Origin of the sequence: Stenotrophomonas sp. WHRI 8082, assembly GCF_040223995.2 — a bacterium.
GTDB lineage: Bacteria > Pseudomonadota > Gammaproteobacteria > Xanthomonadales > Xanthomonadaceae > Stenotrophomonas.
In genome coordinates this window covers 3,999,609-4,013,010 of sequence record NZ_CP167826.1, presented here as the reverse complement: position 1 = coordinate 4,013,010, position 13,402 = coordinate 3,999,609, and the positions used below count along the sequence as shown (strand labels likewise).

Here is a 13,402-nt window from a genome sequence, read left to right as displayed (position 1 = left end):
AACACCTGCCGGGTATTCGTGTTCCGATCAAAACGCGTGACGCCGGCATGGCGGCTGGTCAGCTGAAATATTCAGATTCATTGGTTCATCCGTCTCATCTGATGAGACCGGCCATTACTAGCGTGGTGTCATGGAAACCCTCCGCAAACTCGAGATTCTCGCCGACGCCGCGAAATACGATGCGTCCTGCGCCTCCAGTGGCGCGGGCAAGCGGGATTCGCGCAAGTCCGGCGGCATCGGCAGCACGGAAGGGTCCGGTATCTGCCACAGCTATACCCCTGATGGCCGCTGTGTGTCGCTGCTGAAGATCCTGCTGACCAACTTCTGCATCTACGACTGCGCGTACTGCGTCAACCGCGTGTCCAGCAACGTGCCGCGTGCGCGTTTCCGGGTGGCCGAAGTGGTGGCGCTGACCCTGGATTTCTATAAACGCAATTACATCGAGGGGCTGTTCCTTTCCAGCGGCATCATCCGCAGCGCGGACTACACGATGGAACATATGGTGGAGGTGGCGCGGCAGCTGCGCGAAGAGCACCGTTTCGCCGGCTATATCCACCTGAAGACCATTCCCGAAGCATCACCGGAGCTGCTGGCGGCAGCAGGAAAATATGCCGACCGCCTGTCGATCAACATCGAATTGCCCACCGAAACCGGGCTGGCCGCTTTCGCGCCGGAGAAAACCATGCCGTCCATCCGCGGTGCGATGGGCGAACTGCGCTGGCGGATCGAGGAATCCAAGGAAGAGCGCGCCCGCCCTGCCCTTGCGGCGGCAACGCGCAGCGTGCAGAAGAGCGCGCCGCGGTTCGCGCCGGCCGGGCAAAGCACGCAGATGATCGTCGGCGCGGATGGTGCCAGTGATCGCGACATCCTGACCACGTCCGACCAGCTGTACGGCAACTACCGCATGCGCCGGGTCTATTACTCCGCCTTCAGCCCCATCCCCGATGCCAGCAAGGCGCTGCCGCTGCAGCCGCCGCCGATGCAGCGCGAGCACCGGCTGTACCAGGCCGACTGGCTGCTGCGGTTCTACGGGTATGGGATCGAAGAGATCACCGATACCACGCAGGACGGGATGCTCGATCTGGACATCGACCCGAAGATGGCCTGGGCGCTGCGGCATCCGGATCGGTTTCCAGTGGATCTGAACATCGCCCCGAAAGAACTGCTGCTGCGCGTGCCCGGCCTGGGCGTGCGCAATGTGAAGCGGGTGCTGATGGCCCGCCGCCATGGCCGCCTCCGCGTGGCCGACGTGGCCCGGCTGCGCGCGCCGATGCGCAAGCTGCTGCCGTTCGTGCAGCTGCTGGACCACCACCCGCACCGGCGGCTGGACGATCCGGCCAGCCTGCGCGCAAGCCTGGCCCCGCCGCCTCGGCAGGGTTCGCTGTTCGGCGAGAATCTGGTCAGTTGAACGTGCAACGCTGGACCGCGCGCATCGATCCGCCGTGGTCGCTGGATGCATGGCGTGCGGCGGCCCGCATCGGGCTGGCGGCGGGGGTGGCACCGGAGCAGATCGACTGGCTGGAAGGCGGCGATGCCTCGTTGTTGGATGCCCCTGATCTTGCCGGGGCGCTGCCGTCGCATGACCCGGCCGCCGCCCCGGTGCTGCGCGTCTCGAAAGTGTTCCTGGAGCTCGCCGCCACGGTGCTGTGTCACCGGGATGCGCAACGGCTGCCTCTGCTGTACCGCATCCTGTGGCGCATCGGCCGCGGCCAGCGCGATGTGCTGTCCAATCCGACCGACGCCGACGTGCTGCGGGCCAACGCCCTGACCCAGGCCGTGCGCCGCGACTCGCACAAGATGAAAGCCTTCGTGCGTTTCCGCGAGGTCCCGGGCGAGGACGATGCCTTCATCGCCTGGTTCGAGCCCGATCACCACATCGTGGATCGGGTCGCTCCGTTCTTCGCGCGGCGCTTTGCCGGCATGCGCTGGGCGATCCTGACCCCGTCGCGCAGCGTGCACTGGGACGGCACCGCCCTGCACTTCGGTGGCGGCGCGAAGCGCAGCGACGCACCGGCGGATGACTCGCGGGAAGACCTCTGGCGGACGTATTACGCCAGCATCTTCAACCCCGCGCGCTTGAACGAACGAATGATGCGGCAGGAAATGCCGGTCAAGTACTGGAAGCACCTGCCGGAGGTCTCGCTGCTGCCCACGTTGGTGCGCGACGCCAGCACGCGTGTGGAAGAGATGCATGCGCGCCAGGCGCAGGAACCGCAGCGGCGGATCCCCCAGGCACCGGTTCCCCTGCCGCCAACGCCTGCCGAAGCCGGGTCGCTGGAGACGCTGCGCGCACGCGCCGCGGCCTGCCGCCAGTGCCCGCTGTGGGAGCCGGCCACGCAGACGGTATTCGGCGAGGGTCCTGCCGGTGCGCGGATCATGCTCGTCGGTGAACAGCCCGGCGACCGCGAGGACCTGAGCGGCCGCCCTTTCGTCGGACCGGCCGGACAATTGCTGGACCAGCTGCTGGCCGAGGCCGGCATTGAGCGCTCGGCGCTGTACCTGACCAATGCGGTAAAGCATTTCCGTTTCCAGCGGCGTGGCAAGGTGCGCGTGCACCAGCGGCCGGACCGCGAGCACGTCCAAGCGTGCCGTTCATGGGTAGCCGCCGAGATCGAACACGTGCGTCCGGATGTCATCGTCTGCCTGGGTGCGACGGCGGCATCGGCGCTGCTGGGCTCGGCCTTCCGCTTCAGCCAGGGGCGCGGGCAGTGGCATGCCCTGCACGATGGCACACGGGCGCTGGTGACGGTGCATCCCTCCTGGATATTGCGCCAGGGTGACGGGCCGGCGCGTGAGGCCGCCTATCAGGTGCTGCTGGAGGATCTGCGCAAGGTCAAGGACGCGCCGGCGCCTTGACGGTGATCCACGTAGGCGCGTGGTCGCTGGCTTTCTCCTGCAGCCGCACCCAGCGGTCCACGCCGGCCGCTTTCAGTCGGCTGGCCAGCACCGGGTTGAGCAGCAGGTGGTCGATGCGCAGGCCGCGATCACGTTCGGCATGCTGGCGAAAATAATCCCAGAACGTGTAGATCCGCTCCTCGCCGACGATCTGTCGCAGCGCATCGGTCCAGCCCTGCGCCAGCAGATCCGCGTAGGCATCGCGCACGGCCGGTTGGATCAGGGCATCTTTTTTCCATGACGTTGCGTCGTACACATCGTCGTCCGTGGGGATCACGTTGAAGTCGCCGATGATGGCCACCGGATGCTCGAGCGCCACCAGCGTGCGGGCATGGCGGGCCAGCCGCTGCATCCATGCCAGCTTGTAATCGAACTTCGGGCCCGGCTGTGGGTTGCCGTTCGGCAGATAGATTCCTGCGACGATCACCCCGTGGATCGCCGCTTCGATGTAGCGGCTCTGGGTGTCGGATGGATCTCCCGGCAGGCCGCGCCGGCTTTCGATGGGCTGCGTGTCGCGGCCCAGCAGGGCGACACCATTCCATGCGGCCTGGCCCTGCCAGATCGCCCCGTATCCCGCGCTTTCGATGGCGGCGCGCGGAAAGGCGGCATCGGTCGCCTTCAGTTCCTGCAACGCGACGATATCGGGCTGTTCCTTCTCCAGCCATGCCAGCAGATGCGGCAGCCGTGTCGTGATGCCGTTGACGTTGAAGGTGGCGATCCTGAGTGTGCGCGAGCGTGGCATGGCGGGCCTGTGCGGTAAGCGGCGATGGCAGCCTGACCCACTCCGCCTGAAGGTCACGCGATGACCCACGCGCTTAGAATGTGCGGATGCTTGCTCTCCTTGGCCTGTTCCTTGCGGCGCTGGTCGCCGCCACCCTGATCCCCGCCCAATCCGAAGCCGTGCTGGTGGCGTTGCTGCTGGATCGCAGCCACCCGGCGCTGCTGCTGGTGCTCGTGGCGACCGTCGGCAATGTGCTGGGCGCGCTGGTCAACTGGTGGCTTGGCCGGCAGGCACAGCGTCTGGAGAACCGTCGGTGGTACCCGCTTTCGGGGGCAAAGCGGGAACGTGCGCAGGCGTGGTATCGCCGTTACGGACGCTGGTCGCTGCTGCTCGCGTGGGCGCCGGTGATCGGTGATCCCATCACCCTGGTGGCCGGGGTGATGCGCGAGCCCCTGCGGGTGTTCCTGCCGCTGGTGATCCTGGCCAAGGGCGGCCGCTACACGGTGCTCGCGCTGGTGACCCTGGGACTGATGTAGCGCCGCATCGCACCTGGCGAACGGTCACGGCGTTGGCGCGGTCATGTCCAGGTGGCGGGCGAAAAATCGCGCCATCACGCGGTAAGCCTGCTGGCTCTCCGGCAGGCGCGCATCCAGATGGAAGGCATGACCCAGTCCGTCCCACACGTGCAGGTCCGACTCGCGACCCAGGTCGATCAGGCGCGAGTGGGTATAGGAAGTCGCGCTCAGCTCGGCTGCGCGGGTCGCGGTGATGAACAGGGTCGGCGGAAACTGCGCCAGCACCGCATCGGAGAAGACCGGTGACACCAGCGGATCACGGAAATCGACGTCGCCGTAGTAGAGGTCTTCCATGATCGGCAGGCGGCCGTCGGTGTCGGGTAACAGCGCATCGTTCAGTGCGGCGGCGACATACCGGGAGTCGCCGCCGTAGCGCGCATCACCGGCCGCACAGAACAGCCCCGCCGCGCCCGGCATCGGCAGGCCTTCCTTCGCGAACCAGGCCAGCGACTCGCCGGTCAACACGCCGCCGGCCGAACAGCCGAACACACCGATGTGCGCGGGTGAATAACGTTCCAGTGCGGCCCGGTAGACCGCGGCGACATCTTCGCTGGCGGAGGGGAAGCGATGCTCCGGCCCTTTGCGGTACTCGACGGCGACGACGGTAGCCCCGGTCATCGCCGCAAGCGGGATCGCTTCCAGCAACCCCAGGGTGTCCGCCCGGCCGAACACGAAGGCGCCGCCGTGCGGTTCGATCAGCAGACGCTGCCGTGCCGGATCCCTCGGCGCGTTGCGCGGCTGTACCCGCACCACCGGCACGCCGTTCCAGGTCTCCTCGAAGAGATCCACCGGATAGCGCTGGCGCAGGCCGATGATCTCACCGCGCGCCCACTCGTCGGCGCCCTTGCGCAGGCTGGCCAGACCGGCAAGGACCGCCGCATTGTCCATTTTCGCCGTGGGGTCCGGATGCGTGACCGAGCCGCGGACGGCCGCTTGCGCGGGTTCGCTGAGATACGGTGACACGGGCAGGTCGAAGGATTGCACCCTGCGCGTCCCTTCATCGGCATGCAGGGGCGATGCCAGCAGGCCAAGCAGGAGCAGTGAGGCAGCGGCGAATCGGGCGGCAGAGTCGTGCATCGGTGTCCTTTCCGGATGAGGCTGAGCACGCCATTGTAGAGCCGACTTCAGTCGGCTGGACGTAACGCAACGGGCAGGCTGACGTACCGCAAAGGGCCGAAGCAGCCGGCTGAAGCCGGCTCTACCAAGCAGATCCAGCCGATCCACTGGGCTGTTTCTGCATGAAATTCCGTTGACATGACGCGTTCAACCTCTCTGGTATTCTGCTCCGTCCCGCCCAAACGCCCCTGCCCGTCGTCGTCGATGCCAGTACCTGACCCGGCCCTGCCGCCCTCCCGTGCCGAGCGCCTCAAATGCGCTACTCATCAAACGCACGAGCGGCTGGACCAGCGCATCATGGCGGAACGGATCTTCGACAGCCGCGAGCGGTTTGCTGCGTTCCTGCGGGTCCAGCATCGCCTGCACCGGCACGTCGCCGGGGTCTATGCGCACGCGTCCCTGCACGCGGTGCTGCCTGACCTGCCTGCGCGCCAACGCCTGGCTGCCATCGAGCAGGATCTGGCCGATCTTGGCGTGCCCGCCCCCGCCCCGCTGCATCCGCCGTTGCGCGATGTGCCGTTCGCTGTAGCACTGGGTTGGCTGTACGTGGTGGAGGGCTCTGCCCTGGGCGGCGCGGTGCTGTACAAGATGGCCGCACGCCTGGGCCTGGATTCCGGCTTCGGCGCCCGCCATCTGGCACCTGCCGCAGAGGGCGTCGCCGCGCATTGGCGTCACTTCACGCTGGCCTTGAACGCCATCCGCCTCACCGCCGAAGAAGAGCAGTGCGTGGAAGACGGTGCCATTGCCGCGTTCGCCGCGGTCACGGGATTTGTCCTCCACGAGTTCGCCGCTGCTGAGGAATTTGCATGAACGACGTACCCCCTGCTGCACTGGACCTGTCGAGCTGCGCCCGCGAGCCGATCCATACCCCCGGTGCCATCCAGCCATACGGTCTGCTGCTGATCGTTGACCCGGTGTCGATGCACGTGGTCGAGCGCGCGATGACCCAGCCGGCGGTGCTGGAATTTTTTGGCGATCCCCTGGACCAGCCGGTCGATGCCGTGCTGGGCGGCGCGCTGGCGCCGTATCGACGCCATCTTGAACATATGGCGCCGGGTGGGTCGGTGTTCCTGGGCTCCATCCAGCTGGGCCGCTTTGGTCGCCACCATGCACTGGCGCACCGCAGTGATACGCATTTCATCATCGAACTTGAAGAGCCGGTGGCCGGCGAGCCGGGGTCGCTGGAAGACCTCTACCCGCAGATCAGCCGCTTCATGAGCGAGATCGAGACTGCGGCCAGTATCGTCGAGTTGTGCGGGATCGGCGCGCGACACGTGCGGGAACTCACCCGCTTCGATCGCACCTTGATCTACCAGTTCGACACGGACTGGAACGGTGCGGTGGTGGCCGAGGACCGCAACGAACAGCTGCCGTCCTACCTGGACCTGCGCTTCCCCGAATCGGATATCCCCGCGCAGGCCCGAGAGCTGTACCGTCGCAACCGCGTGCGACTGATCGCCGACAGTGACTATCAGCCGGTGCCGCTGCTGCGCAGCCCCGCGCATGCCGATGCGGCACCGACCGACCTCAGCCTGGCGATGCTGCGCAGTGTGTCACCGGTGCACCTGCAGTACATGCGCAACATGGGCACGGGCGCGTCGATGTCGGTGTCGCTGTTGACCGAGGGCACCCTGTGGGGCCTGGTGTCGTGCCACAACCACGTCGCCAAGCGCGTGCCGTACCACGTGCGTACGGCGTGCGAGTTCATTGGTCAGATCCTGTCGATGCAGATCGCGCTGAAGGACCGCGGTGCGGTGGTGGAAGCGCGCATCGCGCGTCGGGCGATCCAGATGCGTCTGCTGGGCCGCATGGCCGGCGATGAAGACTTCATGGCGGCGCTTGGCCGCGACGAACACAGCCTGCTGGCCCTGACCAACGCCCAGGGTGCGGCCATCATCCACCGGGGGCAGTGCGTGCGGCTGGGCGACTGCCCGGCAGAGGAGCAGGTCACCGCACTGGTGGCGTGGCTCACCGCCGAACACGCGGGCGACGATGTCTTCCAGACGGATATGCTGCCGGCCCTGTGGGAGCCGGCGCGCGGGTTCGCTGCCGTCGCCAGCGGGGTCATGGCCATCTCCATCTCGCAGTTGCATGACAGCTTCGTGCTGTGGTTCCGCCCGGAAGTCATGCGCACCGTGCGCTGGGGCGGTGAGCCGAAGAAGCAGCAGGTCGGTGACTCGTTGACGCCCCGCCTGTCCTTCGAGGCGTGGAAGGAAACCGTGCGCGAGCAGTCGTTGCCTTGGCAGGATGTCGATCGCGATGCGGCGCTGGAGCTGCGCACCGCCATCGTCGACATCGTGCTCCGCAAAGCGGAAGAAATGGCCGAGCTCAACGAGCAGCTGGTACGCAGCAACAAGGAACTCGAAGCCTTTTCCTATTCGGTCAGCCACGACCTGCGCGCGCCGTTCCGGCATATCGTGGGGTATTCCGAGCTGCTCGGCAGTTCGGCGGCGGACAAGCTGGACGACACCGAACGGCGCTATCTGGACACCATCATCGAGTCGGCCAAATCCGCCGGCACCCTGGTGGATGACCTGCTCAGCTTCTCGCAGATGGGCCGCTCCAGCATGGGCCTGATCGACGTGGACGTGGCCTCGCTGGTGAACGACGTGCGCCGCAGCCTGGCCATGGAACACGACGGCCGCAGCCTGGACTGGGAGATCGGCACGCTGCCGCGAGTCAAGGCCGATTCAAGCATGCTGCGCCTGGTGTGGCAGAACCTGCTGGGCAATGCGATCAAATTCACCCGCGACCGCGAGACCGCCGTCATCCAGGTCGGCAGTAAGCGCGGTAGTGGGGAAGATGTCTTCTTCGTGCGTGACAATGGCTGCGGTTTCGACATGCGCTACGTGGACAAACTGTTCGGTGTGTTCCAGCGCCTGCACCACGCCGATGAATACGAAGGCACGGGCATCGGGCTGGCCAACGTGAACCGCATCATCACTCGCCATGGCGGGCGTGTCTGGGCCGAAGGTGAGCTCGACAAAGGCGCAACGTTCTATTTCTCCATTCCCCATTCCCAAAGAGGCCAAGCATGAGGGACCTGCGACCGATCCTGCTCGTGGAAGACAACGCGAAGGACGCCGAGCTGACGTTGAACGCGCTGGAGCGCTGCCAGCTGCTGAACCAGGTCACGCATGTGCGTGACGGGGCGGAGGCGCTGGATTACCTGCGCCGCGAAGGGAGTTACCAGGATGCCAACCATGGCGGCCCGGTGGTGGTACTGCTGGACCTGAAGCTGCCGAAGGTGGACGGACTGGAAGTACTGGCCGCCGTCCGCGGTGACCCGCACCTGAGCCGCACGCCGATCGTCATGCTGACCTCGTCACGCGAGGAGCAGGACCTGGTGCGGAGCTACGAGTTGGGCGTCAATGCCTTCGTGGTCAAGCCGGTCGACTTCAAGGAGTTCTTCGATGCCATCCAGGGACTGGGCATGTTCTGGGGCATCACCAACAATCCCCCGCCGCATCCGCTGACCGCATCCGGGCAAGGCCGAACGAATGACTGAACCCCGCCGGGATGCGCCGACCCGCATCCTCATGCTGGAAGACAGCGCGCTCGATGCCGAACTGATCACGGCGCAGCTTTCGCGCGCGCGCCTGAACTTTACGGTGCAGCGTGTCTGGACCCGCGCCGCGTTCCTGGCGGAGCTGGATGACCAGCGCTACGACATCATCCTTGCCGATCATGTGCTGCCCGGCTTCGACGGGGACAGCGCACTGCAGCTTACCCAGGAGCTGATGCCGCGCATTCCCTTCATCTTCGTCTCGGGTACGTTGACCGAAGAGCTGGCGGTGCAGGCATTGACCCGCGGTGCGCGCGACTACGTGGTCAAGCAGCGCCTGCAGCGGCTGCCCGACGCCATCATCCGCGCCATCGAAGAGGGCCATGCGCGCTTCAAGCTGCTCAGCGCAGAGCATGAGCTCAAGCAGAGCCGCGACCGGCTGCAGCTGATCACGGACTCGATGCCGGCGCTGATCGCGCACCTGGATCCGGACCATCGCTACCAGTTCGCCAATACCGCGTACGAAGCCTGGCACGGACGTCCGCCAGCCGAATTGATTGGCCTGCAAGTGAAGGAAGTCGTCGGCTCGGCGCTGTTCGATGCCGCCCTGCCCCACCTGCAACAGGTGCTGGAAGGCCAGCGGGTCCGGTTTGAACTGGAAGTGCCGCGCGCCGACGGGACACCACGGCACGTGTTGCTGGACGGCGTGCCGGAGATCAGCGCGGATGGCCACGTTGCGGGGTACTACACGCTGGGTCGCGACATCAGCGACCTGAAGCAGGCCGAGCTGCTGCTGCGCGACGCGAACGAATCGCTGGAGCAGCAGGTGCAGCAGCGTACCGCCGACCTGCAGCAGAGCGAAAGCAGGCTGCAGGCCTTGTTCGAATCAAGTTTCCAGCTGCAGAACCTGCTCGACACCGACGGACGTGTGGTGGACGCGAACCGCGCCTCGCTGGCCGCCATCCTGTCCAGCAAGGACGCGGTGAGCGGTGAGCTGTTCTGCGATTCGGCGTGGTTCGCGGCATCCCCGGGAGCCGGCGACGTGGTCTGCGCTGCGGTGGTTGCAGCGGCGAGCGGCAATGAATCGCGGCATGAGCTTGAGCTGCAGTTGCCGACCGGCAAGCGGTCGTTTGATTTTTCGTTCCGGCCGCTGCTGGACCATCACGGGCGGATCACCGCCGTGGTGTCCGAAGCGGTGGAAACCACGGCACGCCGCCAGGCCGAAGAAGCCCTGCGCCAGAGCCAGAAGATCGAAGCGGTAGGCCAGCTGACCGGTGGCATCGCGCACGACTTCAACAACATCCTGACGGTGATCGCCGGCAACGTGGAACACGCCAAGCTGCTGGTGGATCGTCAGTCCGAGGCCAGCAACCCGGTAGCGCGTCCACTCGACAATGCGCTGAAGGGCGTGATGCGTGCGGCCAGCCTGACCCAGCGCCTGCTCGCGTTTGCACGTCGGCAGCCGCTGATGAACCAGGCAGTCAACCTCAACGAGCAGGTGCTCGGCATGCAGGACATGCTGCAGCGCGCCCTGGGGGAACTGGTCCGCCTGCAGATCGATGTCGCCCCGGACATGTGGTGCGTCGAAGTGGATCCGAGCCAGTTGGAAGCATCGATCCTCAATCTGGCGGTCAATGCGCGCGATGCGATGCCCGACGGGGGAACGCTGGTGCTGGAGACCGGTACCGGCGTGCTGGACGACGATTTCGTCGAACAGAATCCGGACGTGCCGCCCGGGCAATATGCGGTGCTGCGGGTGCGTGACAGTGGACACGGCATGGGGCCGGACACCATGGCGCGCGTTTTCGAGCCGTTCTTCACCACCAAGGAGGTCGGTCGCGGCACGGGCTTGGGGCTGTCGATGGTGTACGGCTTCGTCAAGCAGTCCGGCGGTCATGTGCAGTTGGAGTCGGTGCCTGGCGAGGGGACGGTGATCACCCTGCTGTTCCCGCGTTCCAGCCTGCCGCTCCCGGGCCCGCGTCCAGCGGAAGACAGTGGCTACGCGGAATACGAATCGCAGGATGAGACGATCCTGGTCGCCGAAGACAACGATGATGTGCGTGCCTATACCGTGGATGCACTGCGCCAACTTGGCTACCGTGTGCTGGAAGCACACGATGGGCCGTCCGCGCTTCGACTGTTGGAGCGGCCGGACGTGGAAATCGACCTGCTGTTTTCAGACATCGTGATGCCCGGCATGACCGGTTGGGAGCTGGCCAGGCAGTCGCGCGAGCGAAAGCCGGAGCTGCGCATCCTGTTCACCTCGGGCTACCCGCGCGACCATCAAGCCAACAACCAGCTCGGGCGGCCCATCGCCATCCTGCCCAAGCCGTTCACCCGCATCGATCTGGCCCGCGCGGTCCGCGGCAACCTGGACGAGCACGCGCCCCGCTGACGGGTCCGTGCCGCTGCCGGGCGGACGGCACCTGACCTCGACGGTACCTGCCCCTCGGATGGTACCTGCCCCCGGTAGAGCCGACTTCAGTCGGCTGCAGACGCGTCAACGATCGAACCTGCCGACACTCCGCGTTTACCCAACCGTTGCCACCCTCTTCGCCCCCTGCACGGGGCACAACGACAACGTGCCGTTGATGCAACGCCTGCCATGCTGACCTCCCTTTCCTCCTGACAGGCACACCGCTTGGCTCCCGACACCGCTCCTCCCGTGCAGCGCACGGCTGCCCGCACAGTCCGCCGCTGGCTGCTGCGCCTGTTCTGGCTCATCGCGCTGGTCGTGCTGGGTGGGATGTTCTGGAACAGCCGCTGGGCCGAGGTGCCGCGTGCGATGTGGGAGATATCACGGATGCCGCCACCCACGGCACTTCCGGTACCCGTGGAAGGTGTCGCCGCGCGGCGCATAGCCGACACGTTCGGTGCGCCGCGCGGCGCGGACCGCACCCATGCAGGCATCGATATTTTTGCGTCGCGCGGCACGGCCGTGCGCAGTGCCACGCGCGGTATCGTTACCGATGTGCGCGAAAGCGGCTTGGGCGGACGCCAGGTCTGGGTGCAGGGGCCGGCGCGCGAACGTTATTACTACGCCCATCTGGAGGGCTGGCGCGACGGGCTGGCGCGGGGTGAGGTGGTCGAGCCGGGTACGGTCCTGGGCTACGTGGGCGATACCGGCAACGCCAAGGGGACGCCCCCTCATCTGCACTGGGGTATCTACGGTGCCGACGGCGCTTACGATCCGTTGCCGTTGCTGCGCGCCGGTGCGGAGGGACCGCGGCGGGTTCAGCGGCAGCCGACTGAAGTCGGCTCTACCAGGCGGGTTTACGATGCGACCGACAGGGTGATGTGAAGCGGAGGTCGGGGTCCGGGCACGCGGCCTCCACCGGCGGTGCGGGAAGGTGTCGGCTGGAACGCCATCCACCGACAGCTCCTTCCATGCTGATGCAGGACACCCCATGAACCCCTTTGCGCCCCCTGTTGCCTTCGATCCGTCCGTTGAACAGCCTGAGAAGGACGAAGCCGAGCATATCGCCGCGCTGTCCGAGGTGTTCACCGGCATGGCGCGCACCGTCGCCGATGAAGAGGGCCACGCCCATCGCGCCGTGCATGCCAAGGGTCAGGGCTTGTTGAAAGGTGAATTTCAGGTCTTCGAGGGCTTGCCTCCCGAGCTCGCGCAGGGCCTGTTTGCCATCCCTGCGCGGCATCCCGCGCTGATGCGCCTCTCGTCCCCTCCCGCCGAACAGCTTCCGGACACCGTCTCCACCCCGCGTGCCGTCGCGGTGAAGGTGCTGGAGGTCGCAGGCGAGCGTCTACCGGGCGACGAAGAACAGCACACCCAGGATTTCCTGATGGTCAACGGGCCTGCATTCAGCACGCCGGGCGTAGCTGGTTTCCTGCGTGCGGCGCGTCTGCTGGCGTCGACCACGGAGCGCATGCCGCGCACCAAACGGGTGATCTCGGCGACGCTGCGCGCGGCGGAGGCGGCGTTGGAAGCCGTCGGCACGGAGAGTGCCACCCTCAAGTCGATGGGCGGCGAACCCCAGCATCATCCGTTGGGCGAAACCTTCTTCAGTCAGGTGCCATATCGCTACGGCGCCTGCATCGCCAAGTTTTCCTTGGCGCCGCTGTCGGACTCGCTGCTTGCGCTGAAGGATCAGTCGCTCACGGGCAATGAAGATGCTCAGCGCGACGCCGTCGTGGCGTTCTTCGCCACCCTGGAGGAGCCCGCGGTGTGGGCACTACGGGTCCAGCTGTGCCGCGATCTGGAACGCATGCCGGTAGAGGACGCGTCAGTGGCGTGGCCGGAAGAAGAAAGTCCCTGGCAGGAGGTCGCGCATCTCATCATGCCGCGCCAGGCCGCCTGGCAGGAGGGCGAATCACAGGCCGCAGAGGATGCGCTCGCCTTCGCGCCGTGGCATGCCCTCGCCGCGCACCAGCCACTGGGCAGCATCAACCGTGCCCGGCGCGTGGTGATGGCCGGCTCACGGCGCTTCCGCAGTGACTTCAACCGCTGCCCCATTCACGAGCCGCGCTCGTGAATCGCGCCGCCGGTTCACCCGATGACCACCCCGTGCGCGCCATGCTGGGGGCGTCGGCGGTGTCCGACCCTGCTCCCCTGAGCCATGTCTGCATCAGCCA

The 13,402-nt window shown here is 66.5% G+C and carries 10 protein-coding genes and 1 pseudogene; 9 read left to right on the top strand and 2 right to left on the bottom strand.

Features of this window, described 5'->3' with window-relative positions; translation table 11 throughout:
• Positions 1 to 130: 130 nt before the first annotated feature.
• Positions 131 to 1,408: a putative DNA modification/repair radical SAM protein gene (locus ABRP17_RS17675; protein WP_349984294.1), complete on the top strand. Its 1,278-nt coding sequence runs from the start codon at positions 131 to 133 to the stop codon at positions 1,406 to 1,408.
• Positions 1,409 to 1,410: 2 nt separating this feature from the next.
• Positions 1,411 to 2,856 (top strand): UdgX family uracil-DNA binding protein, encoded by a 1,446-nt coding sequence (locus ABRP17_RS17670; RefSeq protein WP_349984552.1) that lies wholly within the window; start codon positions 1,411 to 1,413, stop codon positions 2,854 to 2,856.
• On the opposite strand, the gene xth is transcribed toward ABRP17_RS17670, so the two are convergent.
• Entirely contained in the window at positions 2,834 to 3,637 is an 804-nt protein-coding gene (gene xth, locus ABRP17_RS17665) for an exodeoxyribonuclease III (RefSeq protein ID WP_349984295.1), read from the bottom strand. The two genes, ABRP17_RS17670 and xth, sit on opposite strands and share 23 nt — an antisense overlap.
• An 86-nt stretch (positions 3,638 to 3,723) precedes the next feature.
• On the opposite strand from xth, the gene ABRP17_RS17660 reads away from it, so the two are divergent.
• Complete coding sequence (locus ABRP17_RS17660) at positions 3,724 to 4,152, top strand: YqaA family protein (RefSeq protein WP_188323965.1); 429 nt, start codon at positions 3,724 to 3,726, stop codon at positions 4,150 to 4,152.
• Positions 4,153 to 4,176: 24 nt separating this feature from the next.
• Here ABRP17_RS17660 and ABRP17_RS17655 read toward each other — a convergent pair whose 3' ends face one another.
• On the bottom strand, positions 4,177 to 5,268 hold the full coding sequence (locus ABRP17_RS17655; RefSeq protein WP_349984297.1) for an alpha/beta hydrolase fold domain-containing protein: 1,092 nt from the start codon (positions 5,266 to 5,268) through the stop codon (positions 4,177 to 4,179).
• A 336-nt stretch (positions 5,269 to 5,604) separates the two neighbouring features.
• Between ABRP17_RS17655 and ABRP17_RS17650 the strand changes: the two genes are divergently transcribed.
• The 6 genes and pseudogenes from ABRP17_RS17650 (at position 5,605) to ABRP17_RS17625 (ending at position 13,302) form a co-directional block, all read left to right on the top strand.
• Complete coding sequence (locus tag ABRP17_RS17650) at positions 5,605 to 6,117, top strand: biliverdin-producing heme oxygenase (protein WP_372486834.1); 513 nt, start codon at positions 5,605 to 5,607, stop codon at positions 6,115 to 6,117.
• Entirely contained in the window at positions 6,114 to 8,345 is a 2,232-nt protein-coding gene (locus ABRP17_RS17645) for an ATP-binding protein (protein WP_349984299.1), read from the top strand. The genes ABRP17_RS17650 and ABRP17_RS17645 overlap by 4 nt, the downstream gene beginning before the upstream one ends.
• Entirely contained in the window at positions 8,342 to 8,815 is a 474-nt protein-coding gene (locus ABRP17_RS17640) for a response regulator (protein WP_349984300.1), read from the top strand. The genes ABRP17_RS17645 and ABRP17_RS17640 overlap by 4 nt, the downstream gene beginning before the upstream one ends.
• Positions 8,808 to 11,207, top strand: coding sequence for a PAS domain-containing protein (locus ABRP17_RS17635; RefSeq protein ID WP_349984301.1), 2,400 nt, complete (start codon positions 8,808 to 8,810; stop codon positions 11,205 to 11,207). The genes ABRP17_RS17640 and ABRP17_RS17635 overlap by 8 nt, the downstream gene beginning before the upstream one ends.
• Before the next feature lie 351 nt (positions 11,208 to 11,558).
• Positions 11,559 to 12,020: pseudogene (locus ABRP17_RS17630) on the top strand (M23 family metallopeptidase); the annotation flags it as partial.
• A 142-nt stretch (positions 12,021 to 12,162) separates the two neighbouring features.
• A complete protein-coding gene (locus ABRP17_RS17625) occupies positions 12,163 to 13,302 on the top strand; it encodes a catalase family protein (RefSeq protein WP_349984302.1) in 1,140 nt (379 codons plus the stop codon).
• Positions 13,303 to 13,402: the final 100 nt, after the last annotated feature.

Coding starts and splice junctions, on each gene's coding strand:
- ABRP17_RS17675 (WP_349984294.1), top strand. CDS start 131: ATGGAAACCCTCCGCAAACTCGAGATTCTCGCCGACGCCGCGAAATAC.
- xth (WP_349984295.1), bottom strand. CDS start 3,637: ATGCCACGCTCGCGCACACTCAGGATCGCCACCTTCAACGTCAACGGC.
- ABRP17_RS17660 (WP_188323965.1), top strand. CDS start 3,724: ATGCTTGCTCTCCTTGGCCTGTTCCTTGCGGCGCTGGTCGCCGCCACC.
- ABRP17_RS17655 (WP_349984297.1), bottom strand. CDS start 5,268: ATGCACGACTCTGCCGCCCGATTCGCCGCTGCCTCACTGCTCCTGCTT.
- ABRP17_RS17650 (WP_372486834.1), top strand. CDS start 5,605: ATGGCGGAACGGATCTTCGACAGCCGCGAGCGGTTTGCTGCGTTCCTG.
- ABRP17_RS17645 (WP_349984299.1), top strand. CDS start 6,114: ATGAACGACGTACCCCCTGCTGCACTGGACCTGTCGAGCTGCGCCCGC.
- ABRP17_RS17640 (WP_349984300.1), top strand. CDS start 8,342: ATGAGGGACCTGCGACCGATCCTGCTCGTGGAAGACAACGCGAAGGAC.
- ABRP17_RS17635 (WP_349984301.1), top strand. CDS start 8,808: ATGACTGAACCCCGCCGGGATGCGCCGACCCGCATCCTCATGCTGGAA.